The sequence below is a fragment of the Enterobacter adelaidei genome (assembly GCF_041937165.1).
Lineage (GTDB): Bacteria > Pseudomonadota > Gammaproteobacteria > Enterobacterales > Enterobacteriaceae > Enterobacter > Enterobacter adelaidei.
On record NZ_CP154353.1, the window covers coordinates 1934068 to 1950308 of the forward strand.

The following is a 16241-nucleotide window of genomic DNA, read 5'->3' on the forward strand; positions in this document are numbered from 1 at the left end:
TACACTCATTTGGACATCCATACTTCTAAACCGCCATGCGCGGGACGGATAACGAATAAGAATGATTGTACTGAGTAATATTTCGAAGGTTTTTGACAACGGAAAAGTGGCACTGACTGCCGTTGATGACGTCAACTTGACGGTAGAGCAGGGACAGATTTACGGAATTATTGGTTACAGTGGGGCCGGGAAAAGCACGCTGATTCGTCTGCTGAACGGTCTGGAAAAACCCAGCACCGGAAGTGTCACCATTAATGGGCAGAACATTTCTGCCGCCAGTGGCGAGGCGCTGCGCCAGGCACGCCTGAAAATCAGTATGGTGTTCCAGCATTTCAACCTGCTGTGGTCGCGCACGGTTTCAGAAAACATCGCGTTTTCAATGCAAATTGCAGGTGTGCCGAAAGCGAGAATCAAGGCGCGCGTGGCCGAGCTTGTCGAGCTCGTTGGGCTGAAAGGGCGTGAGAATGCCTACCCGTCGCAGTTGAGCGGCGGGCAAAAGCAACGTGTCGGCATTGCGCGTGCGCTAGCGAATAACCCCGACGTGCTGCTCTGTGATGAAGCTACGTCAGCGCTCGACCCGCAGACCACCGATCAAATCCTCGATCTGCTGCTGGATATTAACCGCCGCTTCAAACTGACCATCGTGTTGATCACGCACGAGATGCACGTGGTGCGCAAAATCTGCGACCGCGTGGCGGTAATGGAGAACGGTAAAGTGGTGGAAGAAGGGGATGTGCTGAGCGTCTTTACCCATCCACAACAGCCCATTACGCAGCAGTTTGTCCGCCAGGTGAGTCAGTACGCGGAGGAGGAAACCTTTAATAGCGAGCTGGCAAACGATCTGGAAGGCACGGTCATCAAACTGACGTTTACCGGGCACAGCACGCATAAGCCGATCGTAGGTGAGTTGACCCTCCGCTACGGCCTGCCGTTTAACATCCTGCACGGGAAAATGACGCAAACCGCCCATGGCGTGTTTGGCCAGCTCTGGGTGCACGTCGTGGCATCTGACGAACAACTGAACAATATCCTCGCCGACCTGCAGCACAGCGATATTGAAGGCGAGGTGATTAAACATGGCTGAGAATCTCTTTCCGCATCTCAAATGGGATCAGCTCTGGGCGGCGACGCTGGAGACGCTGTACATGACGGCGCTTTCAGGCGTGGCGACGTTTGTGCTGGGCATCGTGCTGGGTCTGGCGCTGTTTTTAACCGCACGCGGTGGGTTGTTTCACAATCGCACGGTGTATAGCGTCATTTCGATTGTGGTGAACGTGTTCCGTTCTATTCCGTTCATCATTTTGATTGTGTTGCTGATCCCGTTCACCAAGACCATTGTTGGCACCATCCTTGGCGCCAACGCGGCACTGCCGGCACTGATTGTCGGCGCCGCACCGTTCTACGCACGCCTGGTGGAGATCGCCCTGCGTGAAGTGGATAAAGGCGTCATCGAAGCAACTCGCTCGATGGGCGCACGACTGAGCACGTTAGTGTTTCGGGTTTTACTGCCGGAATCATCACCTGCACTGGTATCAGGTATTACGGTGACGCTGATTGCGCTGGTGAGTTACAGCGCGATGGCGGGGGTGATTGGCGCCGGTGGTTTGGGAAATCTGGCTTATCTGGAAGGATTCCAGCGCAACCATGGTGACGTCACGCTGGTGGCAACGGTGACTATTTTAATCATCGTTTTCATCATCCAGTTCTGCGGCGACATCATTACTTCACTGTTAGATAAACGCTAATAAATACACACAGGAACCACATCATGAAAAAGACACTGACATTGATTGCTGCAGCAACCCTGAGTGCCCTGAGCTTTGCCTCCTGGGCAGATACCCTGACCGTGGGGGCATCAAACACGCCACACGCTGAAATTCTGGAGCAGGCAAAACCGATTCTGGCGAAGCAGGGTATCGACCTGGAGATTAAACCGTTCCAGGACTACATTCTGCCCAACACCGCGCTGGCGGGTCATGATATCGACGCGAACTATTTCCAGCACATCCCTTACCTGAACAGCGTTCTGAAAGATCATGCGGGCGACAAGGATTATGATTTTGTCAGTGCAGGCGCGATCCACATTGAGCCAATCGGCATTTACTCTAAAAAATATAAGTCGCTGAAAGATCTGCCGGAAGGCGGCAAGATCATCATGCGTGACGCTGTTTCTGAAGAGGGCCGTATCCTCTCTATCTTTGAAAAAGAGGGCGTGATCAAGCTGAAACCAGGCATCGACAAAGTGACCGCGCGCATCAGCGACATCGTAGAAAACCCGAAAAAGCTGAAGTTTACCCCTAACGTGGAAGCGTCTCTGCTGCCGCAGATGTACAACAACAACGAAGGCGATGCGGTGGTGATCAACGCCAACTACGCGATTGACGCCGGACTGGATCCGGTTCACGACCCGATTGCGGTAGAAAGCGGTGAAAACAACCCGTACGCCAACATCATTACCGTTCATCGCGGTGACGAGAAGAAGAAAGATATCGTTGCGCTGGTGAACGTGCTGCACTCGAAAGAGATTCAGGACTGGATCCGCACCAAGTACAAAGGCGCGGTCATTCCAGTAAACAACTAATTAGCTGATTTTACAGATGAAGCCCGGCGAGTTTCTCGCCGGGCTTCTTTTTTGTATCCGGCAGGAGAATCATTTAAGCTCAACGTTTAACAGGCAATGGAGTGATGACGATGGGTAATGTGACTAAAGATGAAGCGCTGTATCAGGAGATGTGCCGGGTAGTCGGTAAGGTGGTGCTTGAGATGCGTGATTTAGGGCAGGAGCCAAAGCATATTGTCATTGCCGGAGTACTACGTACCGCGCTGGCGAACCAGCGCGTTAAACGCAGTGAATTAACAACCGAAGCGATGGAAACGGTGGTTAAAGCGCTGGCCGGGTGATACGCCAGCGTTTCGCAAGCTGCTCCAGCGAGCAGCAGAGCAGGTAGTAGACCACACCCGTAAAGATAAAAATGGCCGCCGGGTAGATTTGCACCCGGTTGTTGACCTGTCCCGCGACTGTGGTCAGTTCCGGTACGTTCACGATAAACGCCAGCGACGTATCCTTCAGCAGGCTGATAAAAATCCCCACCAGTGACGGCAGAATATTCCTCAGCGCCTGCGGCAGCAGCACGCGCAACAACGTTTGTTGCGTGCTGAATCCCTGAGACAGTGCAGCCTCATATTGCCCGGAGGGTAGCGCGTTAAGTCCGGCCAGCACCGAGTGCATCACGGTTGCCGCCGTAAACCAGGCCAGGGCCAGCGTGACGGTAAGAGCCCCCGGCAGATCGCCCCCGGTAATGAGCGGCAGCAGATACCACATCCAGAAAATCACGAAGATGAGCGGGATACCGCGGATCAGCTCTGCCCACAAGAAGAGCAGCTTGCGTAGGAGCCCGGTAAAGCGCCAGGCCAGACACGCGAGCACTATCCCACCGGGCAGAGCGATGGCGGCGGCTCCAGCCGCCATCATCAACGAGAGCAATACGCCGCCCGGTTCACCCGCTGCCGCGCGTCCCCACAGCAGATAATCGAGGTTATCGGTGATGACATTAAGTCCGGCAATCATGTTTTTCACTCCCTGCGGTGACAGCGATGGGGCGTTTACGTTTCGCCTGAGGTCCAATACGAACCAGCACCATTCCCATGACCAGACCGGTCAGGAGATAGAGTGCGGTACCGACAGTAAATGCTTCCAGCGCATGCGCGTTGTAGCTTTCAATCTGCCTGACCTGGTAGGTGAGTTCGGCAAAGCCAATCCCGCTGGCGAGCGAGGAGAGCTTCATCAGATTAAGGTACTGCCCCACAACGGGCTGCCAGGCGTTGGCCAGGCCCTGCGGCAGAAGGATGTGACGAAACAAACGCCACGAAGAGAAACCCTGAGCCAGCGCGGCCTCCCGTTGTCCGGCAGGCACAGAACGTAACCCTGACTCCACCTCTTCGATTAAAAACGCCGAGGTAAAGACGCCCAACCCCCAGGCGGAACATAAAAACTCGGGTGTAAACCACCAGACATCGCCGGGCAGAATTGACCAGCTGTGATCCGCGTTAACCACGTCGCGAAACGCCTGTGGTAATCCGTTCCAGGCGGCAAAATACCAGAACAGCAACTGCACCAGCAGCGGCGTATTGCGAAACAGCGATACCCAGCCACTGACGATGGCGCTCCCGAGGCGTCCGCCGGAAAGGCGCAGGAGCATAAAAAGTAATGCCAGCAGGCTTGCCAGCATGACCCCCATAATCGTGACCCACAGGGTGGTGAGAAATCCGGAGAATATCCACTGCAGGGGCTGTCCGGTCAGTACCCCGTGCCAGTCGAGCGCGGGCATTACAGATGCTCCTGATGCAGTGGGTTAAGCACCTTTTGCAGGAAACGCTGCGCGCGCGGATGTGAGGGCTGACTAAAAAACTGCGCCGGCGGCGCAATCTCGAGAATTTGCCCGCCGTCGATAAAGACGATCCGGTCGGCAATCTCCCGGGCAAACTGCATCTCGTGGGTCACGACGATCATGGTGATCCCGCTGTGGGCGAGGGCTTTCATCACAAACAGCACTTCGCCAATCATCTCAGGATCGAGAGCCGATGTCGGCTCGTCGAAGAGAATGATTTGCGGCGAAGAGGCCAGAGCACGGGCTATCGCCACGCGCTGCTGTTGACCACCAGAAAGCTCTGCCGGGAAATGGTGGGCTTTTTCCAGCATTCCGACTTTCTCCAGCAGGGACAGCGCGCGCTCCTGGGCAGGTTGCGGCTTCCAGCCGTGAACCTGCTCCAGCGCCAGGGTGATGTTCTGGCTGGCGGTGAGATGGGCATAAAGATTGAATTGCTGGAACACAAACCCCACGCGGCTGCGCAGTTGACGCAGCCCGATACCAGACAGCTTGCCGGTCGGTTTGTTGTCGACAAGGATCTCCCCGCCGCTCAGGGTTTCAAGCTGGTTGATGAGACGAATCAGGGTGGATTTACCGGAACCCGAAGGGCCGAGGATGGCGACCACTTCTCCGGGCGTGATGGTGAGGTTAATGTCGTTTAAAACCTGATGGTCACCGTAGCGTTTGTCCACATGACGAAACTCGACGCTGGCCTGTTCCAGATGTGAAAAATCCGCGGCACCGACCGCGGAGTGTGAAAATAAACCTGAGAGCATATTACTTAGCTTCTATTTTAAAGGCGCGAGGCTGTGGAGCTGGAGTGCCTGGACCAAACCAGACGTCGTAGATTTTTGCCGCCTGGCCGTTCTTCTCGAGATTAACCAGCTCGTCGTTAACGGCCTTCAGCAGCGCGGTTTCACCTTTCTTCACCCCCACGCCAATCTCTTCTTTACTGAGCAGATCGGGCAGGATTTTGAAGTTGGCTTTATCCGGCGCCTGCGCCAGCAGACCGGCCAGAATAGTGCTGTCCTGGGTGATTGCCTGCACGTTGCCATTGCGCAGTGCCGTCAGCGCCAGTGGAATATCGTCATAAGAGAGCACGCGGGACTGCGGGAAACGCTGGTGCAGCGCCTGTTCGCCCGTGGTTCCTTTGACCGCGCCAATACGCGCCCGGCTGTAGTCATCAAGCTTGTCCGGTGATTTCGCCGGAACCAGGAACTGCTGGCCGGTGACGAAGTAAGGCGTCGAGAAATCAATGACCTGTGCGCGTTCCGGGGTGATGGTGATATCCGCCACGATCAGGTCGGCTTTGCCGGACTGCAGCAGCGGAATGCGGTTGGCCGGATTGGTGGCAACCAGTTCAAGCTTTACGCCGAGTGATTTAGCCAGCGCTTTGGCGAAGTCCACGTCGTAACCCACGATCTCATGCGTTTTGGCATCAATCGAGCCAAACGGCGGGTTGGCATCAAATGTGGCTACTTTCACCACCCCTGCTGCCTTGATATCCGCCAGCTGATCGGCCTGCGCCTGCGCTGAAAACAGGCCCCAGGCTGCCACTAATCCCAGAACCAGCGTCCGTTTTTTAAACCCTTTCATTTTTGCTGCCATAGTCATACGCCATCCCGTTGTTTTTGTTTTACCCCGTTACGCTCCCATAAGGGAAAGCTATCGCCAAATAAGAAATCGTTCTTTGCTATGAGCAAAAAAGCATTAGTGAACAAGGTGTTAATGAAGAGTGAAAAGGCCGGGGGGCTATTTGCAGATCCTGCACATCGACAGTGGATTTTGGTATTTCCCCTCCACGGGATTTGGGTGCTTAACTGAAGGCAGATACGGCGAGAGAGGGTAAGACGATGAAAAAATGGATCAGCACGTTACGGCGGTTTTTTGTGGCCCGGCCAGCGAATGCGGAGAACAGCGCGCAACGTGTTCTTGAGTCGATACTGCCTGTCGCCAGCCTGTATGGCGTAGACGTTGCCAACATTGACCCGGAGTGGTTCCATGATAAAACGCCACGCTGAACTGCGCCGCACGCGCGAAACGTACTGGAACGAGGTGTGCGCGACGTTTAACGAGTGAAATAAAAAAGCACCGGTTTCCCGGTGCTTTTTTATTAGATCTTGCAGGCGTCGCCGCAGTCGTCGTCGGCGACAATCGCCTGCGCTTTTTTATCCGCGTCGTCCAGACGTTCCGCATTACGCTCTTCTGCTTCATCCAGACCGTTAAACACTAAGTTATCGAGATCAATTTCCATGTTGCACCTGCTCTGTTCAGTTTTTGATACTGGCACAGTATAGGGCAAAAAAAGCCAGCAATGTACCTCGCAGCACATAAGGATAATCCCTGCCATACTCAGTGCTTTATCGCTGAGGAGAACACATGATTACCCTCTGTAAAACCTGCGGAACCGCCTATGATGCACAGCCTGACAGATGCCCGATCTGCGAGGATGACCGTCAGTATGTGCCCGTCACGGGCCAGGTGTGGACAGATTTCGATACCGTAACCGCCACACACAGCAACAAATGGCAGCAGCTGGAGCCGCAATTGTTTAGTATCAAAACGGTGCCCGCATTTGCTATCAATCAGCGGGCACTGCTCCTGCGTACCCCGCACGGCAATATTCTCTGGGACTGTATCGCTAATCTCGACCTGGCAACTAAAACACTCATCACTGCGCTCGGCGGCATCAGCGCAATTGCGATTTCACACCCGCACTATTACACCACGATGCAGGAATGGGCTGCGGCGTTTGATGCACCATTGTATCTGCACGCCAGCGACAGAGAATGGGTCATGCGCGATAGCCCGGCAATCCACTTCTGGCAGGACGATGCGCTGGAAATTTTCCCGTCGGTCACATTGCTGCGCCTCGGCGGCCATTTTGCTGGCGGGACAGTGCTGCACTGGCAGGAAGGTGCGGGGGTATTGCTGGTGGGCGATATTCTGCAGGTCACGCCGGGGAAAGACGCTGTCTCGTTTATGTGGAGTTACCCAAATTATCTTCCGCTGCCGGCCCGGACCGTAGCATCGGTAGTGAGTCATCTGAAAGGCAGAACGTTTGCACGGCTGTACGGCGCATTCGAAGGGCAGAACATTCTTGCCTTTGCTGACGAGATCGTGCGGCGGTCGGGCCAGAAATATATTGCTTGTCTGAAGTAAACCACGATGGGTAAACTTTACGAGTGTGATCTCGATCATACCTAAACTAAAACAGATAAAAGAGACATTGCTATGCAACATATCATTGAAGGTTTTCTCAGCTTTCAAAAAGAGATTTTCCCGCAACGTAAAGAACTCTTCCGCAGTTTAGCGTCCAGCCAGAATCCCAAAGCGCTGTTCATCTCATGCTCCGACAGCCGTCTGGTCCCGGAACTGGTCACCCAGCAGGAGCCAGGACAACTCTTTGTCATTCGTAATGCTGGCAACATCGTGCCGCCGTTCGGACCTGAGCCTGGCGGTGTGTCCGCAACCATCGAATACGCTGTTGTGGCGCTGGGTGTGACGGATATCGTGATTTGCGGTCACTCCAACTGTGGTGCGATGAAGGCGATCGCAGATAACGCGAACCTGGAGCCGATGCCTGCTGTGTCGCACTGGCTGCGCTATTCCGATGCGGCAAAAGCGGTGGTTGAGAAGAAAACCTGGGATAAGCCGATCGATAAAGTCAACGCGATGGTGCAGGAAAACGTATTTGCGCAGCTGAGCAACATTAAGACCCATCCGTCCGTGGCGGTGGGCCTTCGTAACAACTCTATCCGACTGCACGGCTGGGTGTATGACATTGAAAGCGGCGAAATTCGCGCGCTGGATAAAGCAACGAAAACCTTCGTTTCGCTGTCTGAAAACCCGGAAGTGTATTTCGAGTAATCCATTACAGCTGGGCATGGATGCCCTGTCAGTCCTCACTATACGGTAATTTCCGCCGTAACCCAGACGCGGTTTTTTCTGCCGCTTTCGCCATCGCCTCTGCAATCTCTGCACACTCCGCCAGCCCCTGAACGAAGGGACGATCGTGCATTAGCCACGGTATCGCGCCGAAGGCGATGCGTCCGCGAACGGTGTCAGGCGCTTTTAAGGTGTAATCTTCGCCGATGTCGGGTATCTCTTCACCCGTTGCTTCCAGCTGCTTGCGCAGCGTCGGGAAGGGCAGATCTTTCGTTTTGAGCGGCTTTTGCCCGCGCGCATCAATAAAAACGTCGAAACGGTAGACGGTCTCTTTTATGGCGATTGCTGCGCTATCGCTGCCAATATCCAGCGTGTAATTATCACCGAGAGCAGCCACGCTAATAATGCCGGCTTCGCGAAGCGCGAGCAGCCTGCGAATAGACTGTGGAGGGATGGCCGCATAGTTGTCGATAAAGACCCGGGCCAGCCCTTGTTTGAAGCGCTTACTGTCGCGATCGTCGAGATGCGGTACGATCGTCTGAACCACTTCATGCAGCCGAAGCACGGTGTAGCGCCAGGCCACGGTGCGGTGTTCCTGTTTGTTTCTCTCAACCTCGTCGAGGTTTTCTTCGGCCCAGGTGAACGGGTCGTGTCGTTTACGATCTTCAAACCAGGCCTCACGAAGGCTGTCCGCTGTCTGCTTACGTAACGAAACTTTCGCGCACCACGCCGGGTCATCGTGTTCAAGCTCTTTGACCATCAGGGCAAAAATGCGATCGAGCAGGCCATCCGGCCCTTTAGCTATTTCGCGTTCAGCCGCAAGCTCGGTCAACACTGATAACGGCTCGTAGGGAATAGGGCAGTAAAAATCGGCTTCCGGGAGAATGCCTGTTCGGGACATCAGGACAATCTTTAACGCCTCGCTGCCTGTATCCAGAACGAATGTATCGTCGCGAAACGCGCCGTGCTGCATCACTACCGCCATTGCCGCGTCAAGACCGCTTAACGATGTTCCCATAACACCAACACGGCAGGGCGGAATTTTGGCATCCATCAGACCGGACCACGGGCTTGGGAAGTACGTGCGAGAGGCTTCGTCGTCTGCAGGCCAGACGTGGCCGGTGGCGATAACCGCAAGGTCAAAGCGTTCAGGAAAACTGCTGTCGTTGACGGAAAGCGTGACGCCGTCATTCGTGGGCACGATGTCGGTGACCCGGGCAGACTCATGGATTTCAACATGGAACCCGCGTTTTTTCGCCTCTTTTACGATTGACCAAAAGCTGTCGCGGAAATACTCACCAAGCAGGAGTCGGGGCAGGAACTGCCGGTCATGCAAACGGGATTTATCCACCTTAAAGCGTGCCAGATGGGTTTCGCTCTGGCCCTTAAGCCAGTCGAGGTAGGACATGAACAGTGGCGGGATTTCAATGCTCGCAATGTTCGCCAGCATCAGACGAGAATTATCGTCGTCGTTATAGGGCATACCCACGCCCGCGTTATCAGCTTGCTCAAAGACGTAAACCGAAAGCGGCTGCGGATTATTAAGAAGTGCGTAAAAGGTATAAATCCCTGTAGGGCCGGAACCGATAATGGCGATTTTCTTCATCGACGGTATTCCTCTTTTTTTCCATGAGGAAAGCGTAGCAGGAGAACAGTGATGAAAATAAGGGATTAGGATAATTCAGGAAATCAGAGGAGAATTTGCACCATTTCAGGACTGAAATGGTGCGTCCGAGTGGACTCGAACCACCGACCCCCACCATGTCAAGGTGGTGCTCTAACCAACTGAGCTACGGACGCAGAATGGTGCGTTCAATTGGACTCGAACCAACGACCCCCACCATGTCAAGGTGGTGCTCTAACCAACTGAGCTATGAACGCAACGTGTTGTCGGTGACAACGGGGACGAATATTAGCGGCACAGCACCAATGAGGCAAGAGGGAAAATGCATTTTTCTCTCTGATTTCACGCGATTGCTGTATTACCGCGCAAAGTGAAGATAAAGTAGCCGCCAGCTGGCGGCTACTGCGTAATTAACGTGCTGCGCGTTGCAAAATGACCGTTGATGGCTGACGTTGCAGGAAGCGCATTCGCATCATCATCATAATTGCCGCAGAGGTAAGACCGATGATAAAGCCCATCCAGAATCCGGCCGGACCCATGCGGTCAACCACCAGGTCGGTCAGGGCCAGAATGTAACCACACGGCAGACCCAATACCCAGTAGGCGATGAAGGTGATAAAGAAGATGGAACGCGTGTCTTTATATCCACGCAGCACACCGCTGCCAATCACCTGAATGGAATCAGATATCTGGTAGACCGCTGCCAGCAGCATCAGATGTGACGCCAGAGCCACGACTTCGGGGTTGTCATTGTAGAGCAGGGCGATTTGTTCGCGTAGCGTGACGGTAAAGAGCGCCGTACAGACAGCCATGCAGACACCGACACCCAGCCCGGTTCGCGCGGCGGTTTGCGCGTCTATCGTCGAACCTTGCCCCAAACGGAAGCCGACACGGATAGTCACCGACGCCGCCAGCGACAACGGCAGGACGAACATCAGCGAGCTGAAGTTCAGCGCAATCTGGTGCCCGGCTACGTTCACAATGCCCAACGGGGAGACCAGCAGGGCGACCACGGCGAAAAGCGTCACCTCGAAGAACAGCGCGAGGGCAATCGGCAAACCTAGCTGCACCAGACGCGTCATGATGCTCCAGTCTGGCGTGCTAAATCTGTTCTCGTTGCGGATATCGCGCATGGAACGGGCGCGTTTTACAAAGGCGATCATCGAGAAGAACATCACCCAGTAAACGGCCGCCGTCGCCACGCCGCAGCCGACGCCACCCAGTTCCGGCATTCCGAAATGACCGTAAATAAAGACATAGTTCACCGGAATATTGACCAGCAAACCAATAAAGCCCATCACCATCCCAGGTTTCGTTTTCGCCAGACCTTCACACTGGTTACGCGCCACCTGGAAAAAGAGGTAGCCTGGAGTCCCCCAGAGCAGGGCGCGCAGATAACCCACGGCTTTGTCAGCCAGTGCCGGGTCAATGTTATGCATGGCGCGAATAATATGGCCCGCGTTCCAGAGCACCACCATAATCAGCACGGAGACAAACCCCGCCAGCCAGAAACCCTGACGGACCTGATGGGCAATGCGCTCGCGACGACCCGAGCCATTGAGCTGGGCGATAACAGGCGTGAGCGCGAGCAGCAGACCGTGGCCGAACAGGATGGCCGGAAGCCAGATTGACGTGCCGATAGCAACGGCCGCCATATCGGTGGCGCTGTAGCCACCCGCCATTACCGTATCCACAAATCCCATTGCGGTCTGGGCCACTTGCGCGACGATCACTGGTATAGCCAGTGCCAATAACTGGCGCGCTTCATTCATGTACTTCTGCACGTGAACACCTTTATTTTGTTGTTATTTGAGAGACTAAAAAAGCCGCCGAAACGGGCAGCAAGAAGAAAATGCAGGGGGGTGCCAGCTATTGTAGCGGGCTTTAGCTATTTATCTAGTGAAAAAATCGCCAGAAAATGCGCTCCGCTGGCAACCTGTTTTTCCAACTGTTATTGTGATGGGATTAAACGGTGTCACCACCGTCCGGAAAAAACAGGAGTTGTAAGCATGTTTACTGGTATTGTGCAGGGCACCGCCAAAGTGGTGTCCATTGATGAAAAACCTAATTTCCGTACTCATGTTGTTGAGCTGCCGGAATATATGCTTGAGGGCATTGAAACCGGTGCCTCGATTGCGCATAACGGCTGCTGCCTGACCGTGACCGAAATTAACGGCAACCAGATTAGCTTTGATTTAATGAAAGAGACGCTGCGTATCACCAACCTGGGTGAGCTGGCTGTTGGGGATACCGTCAACGTAGAACGGGCGGCGAAGTTCAGCGATGAGATTGGCGGGCATCTGATGTCTGGGCACATCATGACCACTGCCGAAGTGGCGAAAATTGTGACCTCGGAAAATAACCGTCAAATCTGGTTTAAAATGCAGGATCCTTCATTAATGAAATACATCCTGTACAAAGGGTTTATTGGTATTGATGGGATTAGTCTGACTGTCGGGGAAGTGACGCCGACGCGTTTTTGTGTGCATTTAATTCCTGAAACGCTGCAGCGCACCACGCTGGGGGCGAAAAAACTGGGGCATCGCGTAAATATCGAAATCGATCCGCAAACTCAGGCGGTGGTGGATACCGTTGAGCGTGTGCTGGCGGCAAAAGAAGCTGCAATAATTAAAACAGCAGAAGAAGAATAAAAAATAACCCCGGGTAACCGGGGTTATTTTTTTAGCGGGCGACCCGCAAACCGTGTTCAATGCCACGGCTGAAGACCACCTGCCAGAGCTGAATATCCCGCGCGCGAAACGCCCCCGCGCAGGCATTCAGATAATAGCTAAACATCCGCTTGAATCGTTCAGAATAGTTGTCCGCAATCTCAGGCCAGGCTTCCTGAAAACGAGCATGCCATGCCATCAACGTGGTGTCATAATCCGCACCGAAGTTATGCCAGTCTTCCATCACGAAATGGGGTTCACTGGCGTTGGCAATCTGGCGAACGGACGGTAAACAGCCATTCGGAAAGATGTATTTGTTGATCCACGGGTCAACGTTGTTATCGGTTCGCTTAGAGCCGATGGTATGCAGCAGGAAGATGCCGTCCGGTTTCAAATTACGATCCACCACGTCAAAATAGGTGTTGTAGTTCTTCGGTCCCACGTGCTCGAACATGCCCACCGAAACGATACGGTCAAACTGTTCGTTAAGATCGCGGTAATCCTGTAGCCGGATATCCACATCGAGACCCTGGCAGCGTTCCCGCGCCATCTTTTGCTGTTCAGCTGAAATAGTGACACCCACCACGCTGACGCCGTAGTGCTTCGCCATAAACCAGGCCAGCCCACCCCAGCCGCAGCCGATATCCAGCACGCGCATTCCGGGTTCTAACTTCAGTTTCTCGCTAATCAGATGCAGCTTAGCCTGTTGAGCCTCTTCCAGCGTCGAAGCCTCTTTCCAGTAAGCGCAGGAATATTGCATGAAGGGGTCAAGCATACGGTTGAACAGGTCGTTGCCGAGATCGTAATGCTCTTTGCCGACGATCCACGCGCGTTTTTTACTTTGCAGATTAAACAGCCGGGCAGAGGCGACGCGCAGTGTGTCTTTCAGATTGCGGGGGAGTTGATTTTCCAGACCGGCACGCAACACGCTGGAGAAGAAGATATCCAGCCGTTCGCACTCCCACCAGCCGTCCATATAGCTTTCCCCCAGGCCTAACGAACCCTCCCGCAACACGCGCTTAAAAAAGTCGGGATGTTTAACCTGGGGATCGGCTGGCGACGATCCATTGATAGTGATGCCTGCTCGACCTAACAGTTCACTGACGATCCGGGACCAGTTATCGTCCGGAACGCTGACTTCTTCTATACACGATGAACTCATAGCTTCTCCATCACCCTGTGTGATCAGAACCTTCAAACAGCGTAGACGCTTTTTTTGGTTTGTGAGAAATCTCACGGTAAATACCGCGAGGCTAATATCCGACGTAGAACAGAGGAAGGGAGATAACCCTTGCCGAAATGCCTTCCATGGTAAAACGGGAGCACTCCGGCTCCCGTTAACACTTAATATTTATCGTATTTAATCGAACCAAATTTAGTATAGGCCGCAAAATTTGGTGATTCAATAAAAAATTCTTAGCAACCTAATCACTGGGAGTTAACATAATTTCCGGCGCGATTACGCATGCGATGTTTCAACCGGCGTGCTGTTATTCAGCTCACGCTGTGCGGAAGCCTGCATACGGTAGCCCACAAAGGCCAGCACAACGGTCACCAGCATCACGGTAGTGGTGGTCAGGAGCGGTGTGGCAATCAGCGCAGAGACCACCAGGCTTGCCAGGAAGCACAGACCCAACTGCAGGGTGTTCTGCAGCGCAGCCGCGCGACCCGTCGCCTGCGGGAACGGACGTAATGCCTGCGCCACAACGATAGGGTAGATTGCCCCGTTAGCGACGGCCATCACGCAGAATGGCATTAAAATTTCTACCAGACCGGTGCCAGGGATAAAACCAACGGCCCATGTCCCGATAACGCTCAATGCATACAGCACCAGCAGCCACGGCAGCATCTGCTGACCTTCCCATTTCTGCAGCGCCGCACGACAGCCGTACCCACCCACCAGGAATGCGATGGTTTGCGGGACATAGCTCAGGCCGATCGCCGCTGGGCTGTACCCCATATCGTGCAGAATAAATGGCGAACCGGTCAGCCACGCGAAGAAGCTCGCCGAGCAGGCGGCATAAATCAGGACATTACCGCGATACGCTTTGGCACTCAGCAAAGAGGTAAAGGTAATGGGCTTCGCATCCGCATGTGCCTCTTTTTTATGCGCTGGTTTGAGCGCGAATGCCGGCAGCATAAGTACCAGTGTGATGGCAAACAACGTGGCAAAGATAGCCTGCCACTCGAAATGCACCAGGATCCAGCTGCCCAGCAGCGGGGCGAGGGCAGGTGAAAGCCCTACCAGCGGCATAATGGTGGCGAAAATCCGGTTGGTGCGGTTGGCTGGGTAGTAGTCGGTAACAAGGGCCTGCCAGGTCACCGCTGCTGCACAGACGCCGACGGCCTGCACAAAGCGCAGCACCAGCAGCCAGGTCGCATCGCGTACCCATAACATACCCAGACAGCCGACGGCAAAAATGCCAAGTCCCAGCAACAGTACTGGTTTACGGCCAAAACGATCTGATAGCGGCCCCCAAAGTAGCTGCGCGAAGGCGAAACCGGCGAGGAACAAACTCAGGCTGGCGCTGATGGCCGCTGCAGGGGTTTGCAAATCTTCCTGCATGGCGGCGAAAGCCGGCAGGTACATATCAGTGGCCAAAAAGCCCAGCACGCTTAAGCCGCCGAGCCAGACTAAAAAACCTTTCCTGGGTTGCATTGTTTTATTCTCCTGAGGAGGCAGGTATACATTGGCGCTGAGTGTAGGGAGTGCAAAGCCGCTTGTGAAACGCTAATATTTGGCGTGTGCATTCAAATTTTTTGCAGGCAGAAAATGTGGTCAGATTATTCTCTTGAAGTGGTCGATGCTGTCGCGCGTAACGGCAGTTTCAGTGGAGCGGCGCAGGAGTTACACCGCGTGCCTTCAGCTATCAGCTATACAGTACGTCAGCTGGAGGAGTGGCTGGCGGTTCCGCTGTTTGAACGGCGACATCGTGATGTGGAATTAACGCCCGCCGGCGCGTGGTTTTTGAAAGAAGGACGTTCTGTCATCAAAAAAATGCAGATCACCCGCGAACAGTGTCAGCAGATCGCTAACGGCTGGCGGGGGCATCTTTCCATCGCGGTGGATAATATCGTCAAACCCGAGCGTACCCGGCAAATGATTGTCGACTTCTATCGTCATTTTTCTGACGTCGAATTGCGGGTGTCGCAGGAAGTGTTTAACGGCGTCTGGGATGCGCTGGCGGACGGCAGGGCAGAGATGGCGATCGGGGCCACGCAGGCGATTCCGGTTGGGGGACGTTATGCGTTTCGCGATATGGGGATGCTGAGCTGGAAATGCGTGGTGGCAAGCGATCATCCGCTGGCGGCTCTGGAAGGCCCCTTGAGCGACGATACGCTACGCAACTGGCCGTCTCTGGTACTGGAGGATACGTCCCGTTCATTACCCAAGCGTATCACCTGGCTTCTGGACAACCAGCGGCGGGTGGTTGCACCCGACTGGGAATCGTCGGCGACGTGCCTCAGTGCTGGCTTGTGCGTTGCGATGGTGCCCGTTCATTTTGCGCGGCCGCGAATTGACACCGGAGAGTGGGTTGAACTGACACTGGAGAACCCGTTCCCGGATGCGGCCTGCTGCCTCACCTGGCAACAAAATGATGTCTCGCCAGCGATGGCCTGGCTGCTGGATTATCTGGGAGACAGCGAAACGCTAAACCGGGAATGGTTACGGGAGCCAGCTTAACTGGCCCC

Annotated in this window: 18 protein-coding genes and 2 tRNA genes; 9 read left to right on the top strand and 11 right to left on the bottom strand. The window is 54.4% G+C overall.

The genetic code is table 11. The annotated features are described in order from the left end of the window. Positions 1-61: 61 nt before the first annotated feature. The 4 genes from AAHF05_RS09470 (at position 62) to fumD (ending at position 2901) form a co-directional block, all read left to right on the top strand. The gene (locus tag AAHF05_RS09470; RefSeq protein WP_028017270.1) at positions 62-1084 is read left to right on the top strand and encodes a methionine ABC transporter ATP-binding protein; all 1023 of its coding nucleotides are present in this window, start codon (positions 62-64) and stop codon (positions 1082-1084) included. Next, entirely contained in the window at positions 1077-1745 is a 669-nt protein-coding gene (locus tag AAHF05_RS09475; protein WP_049006353.1) for a methionine ABC transporter permease, read from the top strand. Before AAHF05_RS09470 ends, AAHF05_RS09475 begins: the two co-directional genes overlap by 8 nt. Before the next feature lie 23 nt (positions 1746-1768). Further along, positions 1769-2581, top strand: a complete 813-nt coding sequence (locus AAHF05_RS09480; RefSeq protein ID WP_008500616.1) for a MetQ/NlpA family ABC transporter substrate-binding protein — start codon at positions 1769-1771, stop codon at positions 2579-2581. A gap of 110 nt (positions 2582-2691) precedes the next feature. Further along, positions 2692-2901: a fumarate hydratase FumD gene (fumD, locus tag AAHF05_RS09485; protein WP_008500615.1), complete on the top strand. Its 210-nt coding sequence runs from the start codon at positions 2692-2694 to the stop codon at positions 2899-2901. On the opposite strand, the gene AAHF05_RS09490 is transcribed toward fumD, so the two are convergent. From AAHF05_RS09490 to AAHF05_RS09505, 4 genes are read right to left on the bottom strand one after another with little or no spacing between them, the layout of a single operon-like run. Beyond that, positions 2882-3568 (bottom strand): amino acid ABC transporter permease, encoded by a 687-nt coding sequence (locus AAHF05_RS09490; RefSeq protein ID WP_129324544.1) that lies wholly within the window; start codon positions 3566-3568, stop codon positions 2882-2884. The genes fumD and AAHF05_RS09490 overlap by 20 nt on opposite strands. Then, positions 3552-4328: an amino acid ABC transporter permease gene (locus tag AAHF05_RS09495; protein WP_129324545.1), complete on the bottom strand. Its 777-nt coding sequence runs from the start codon at positions 4326-4328 to the stop codon at positions 3552-3554. Before AAHF05_RS09495 ends, AAHF05_RS09490 begins: the two co-directional genes overlap by 17 nt. After that, entirely contained in the window at positions 4328-5143 is an 816-nt protein-coding gene (locus AAHF05_RS09500) for an amino acid ABC transporter ATP-binding protein (RefSeq protein WP_108090116.1), read from the bottom strand. Before AAHF05_RS09500 ends, AAHF05_RS09495 begins: the two co-directional genes overlap by 1 nt. A 1-nt stretch (position 5144) precedes the next feature. Then, positions 5145-5975 (bottom strand): ABC transporter substrate-binding protein, encoded by an 831-nt coding sequence (locus tag AAHF05_RS09505; protein ID WP_028017276.1) that lies wholly within the window; start codon positions 5973-5975, stop codon positions 5145-5147. 245 nt (positions 5976-6220) lie between these two features. Here AAHF05_RS09505 and AAHF05_RS09510 point away from each other — a divergent pair, with 245 nt between their 5' ends. Then, positions 6221-6388 (top strand): hypothetical protein, encoded by a 168-nt coding sequence (locus AAHF05_RS09510; RefSeq protein WP_164989106.1) that lies wholly within the window; start codon positions 6221-6223, stop codon positions 6386-6388. A gap of 92 nt (positions 6389-6480) precedes the next feature. Here the strand turns inward: AAHF05_RS09510 and AAHF05_RS09515 are convergent, their stop codons facing one another. Continuing rightward, on the bottom strand, positions 6481-6621 hold the full coding sequence (locus AAHF05_RS09515; RefSeq protein WP_003857665.1) for a hypothetical protein: 141 nt from the start codon (positions 6619-6621) through the stop codon (positions 6481-6483). Between the two features lie 125 nt (positions 6622-6746). Here AAHF05_RS09515 and AAHF05_RS09520 point away from each other — a divergent pair, with 125 nt between their 5' ends. Both AAHF05_RS09520 and AAHF05_RS09525 read left to right on the top strand, forming a co-directional pair. After that, a complete protein-coding gene (locus AAHF05_RS09520; protein ID WP_129324546.1) occupies positions 6747-7529 on the top strand; it encodes an MBL fold metallo-hydrolase in 783 nt (260 codons plus the stop codon). A gap of 72 nt (positions 7530-7601) precedes the next feature. Beyond that, a complete protein-coding gene (locus tag AAHF05_RS09525; RefSeq protein WP_028017278.1) occupies positions 7602-8237 on the top strand; it encodes a carbonic anhydrase in 636 nt (211 codons plus the stop codon). Positions 8238-8265: 28 nt separating this feature from the next. Here AAHF05_RS09525 and AAHF05_RS09530 read toward each other — a convergent pair whose 3' ends face one another. The 4 genes from AAHF05_RS09530 to mdtK form a co-directional block, all read right to left on the bottom strand. Next, positions 8266-9861, bottom strand: coding sequence for an FAD-NAD(P)-binding protein (locus tag AAHF05_RS09530; protein ID WP_129324547.1), 1596 nt, complete (start codon positions 9859-9861; stop codon positions 8266-8268). Positions 9862-9978: 117 nt separating this feature from the next. Continuing rightward, a tRNA-Val gene (locus AAHF05_RS09535) sits at positions 9979-10055 on the bottom strand. Between the two features lie 4 nt (positions 10056-10059). Further along, positions 10060-10136: transfer RNA gene (locus AAHF05_RS09540), tRNA-Val, on the bottom strand. A gap of 153 nt (positions 10137-10289) precedes the next feature. Continuing rightward, positions 10290-11663: an MdtK family multidrug efflux MATE transporter gene (gene mdtK / locus AAHF05_RS09545; protein ID WP_028017280.1), complete on the bottom strand. Its 1374-nt coding sequence runs from the start codon at positions 11661-11663 to the stop codon at positions 10290-10292. 225 nt (positions 11664-11888) lie between these two features. On the opposite strand from mdtK, the gene AAHF05_RS09550 reads away from it, so the two are divergent. Next, positions 11889-12530, top strand: coding sequence for a riboflavin synthase (locus AAHF05_RS09550; protein ID WP_028017281.1), 642 nt, complete (start codon positions 11889-11891; stop codon positions 12528-12530). Between the two features lie 31 nt (positions 12531-12561). Here AAHF05_RS09550 and cfa read toward each other — a convergent pair whose 3' ends face one another. Next, the gene (gene cfa / locus AAHF05_RS09555; protein ID WP_108090111.1) at positions 12562-13710 is read right to left on the bottom strand and encodes a cyclopropane fatty acyl phospholipid synthase; all 1149 of its coding nucleotides are present in this window, start codon (positions 13708-13710) and stop codon (positions 12562-12564) included. Positions 13711-14007: 297 nt separating this feature from the next. Beyond that, positions 14008-15207: a purine nucleoside transporter PunC gene (gene punC, locus AAHF05_RS09560; protein WP_128347965.1), complete on the bottom strand. Its 1200-nt coding sequence runs from the start codon at positions 15205-15207 to the stop codon at positions 14008-14010. A gap of 114 nt (positions 15208-15321) precedes the next feature. Here punC and punR point away from each other — a divergent pair, with 114 nt between their 5' ends. Further along, complete coding sequence (gene punR / locus AAHF05_RS09565; protein ID WP_129324548.1) at positions 15322-16233, top strand: DNA-binding transcriptional activator PunR; 912 nt, start codon at positions 15322-15324, stop codon at positions 16231-16233. Positions 16234-16241 lie beyond the last annotated feature (8 nt).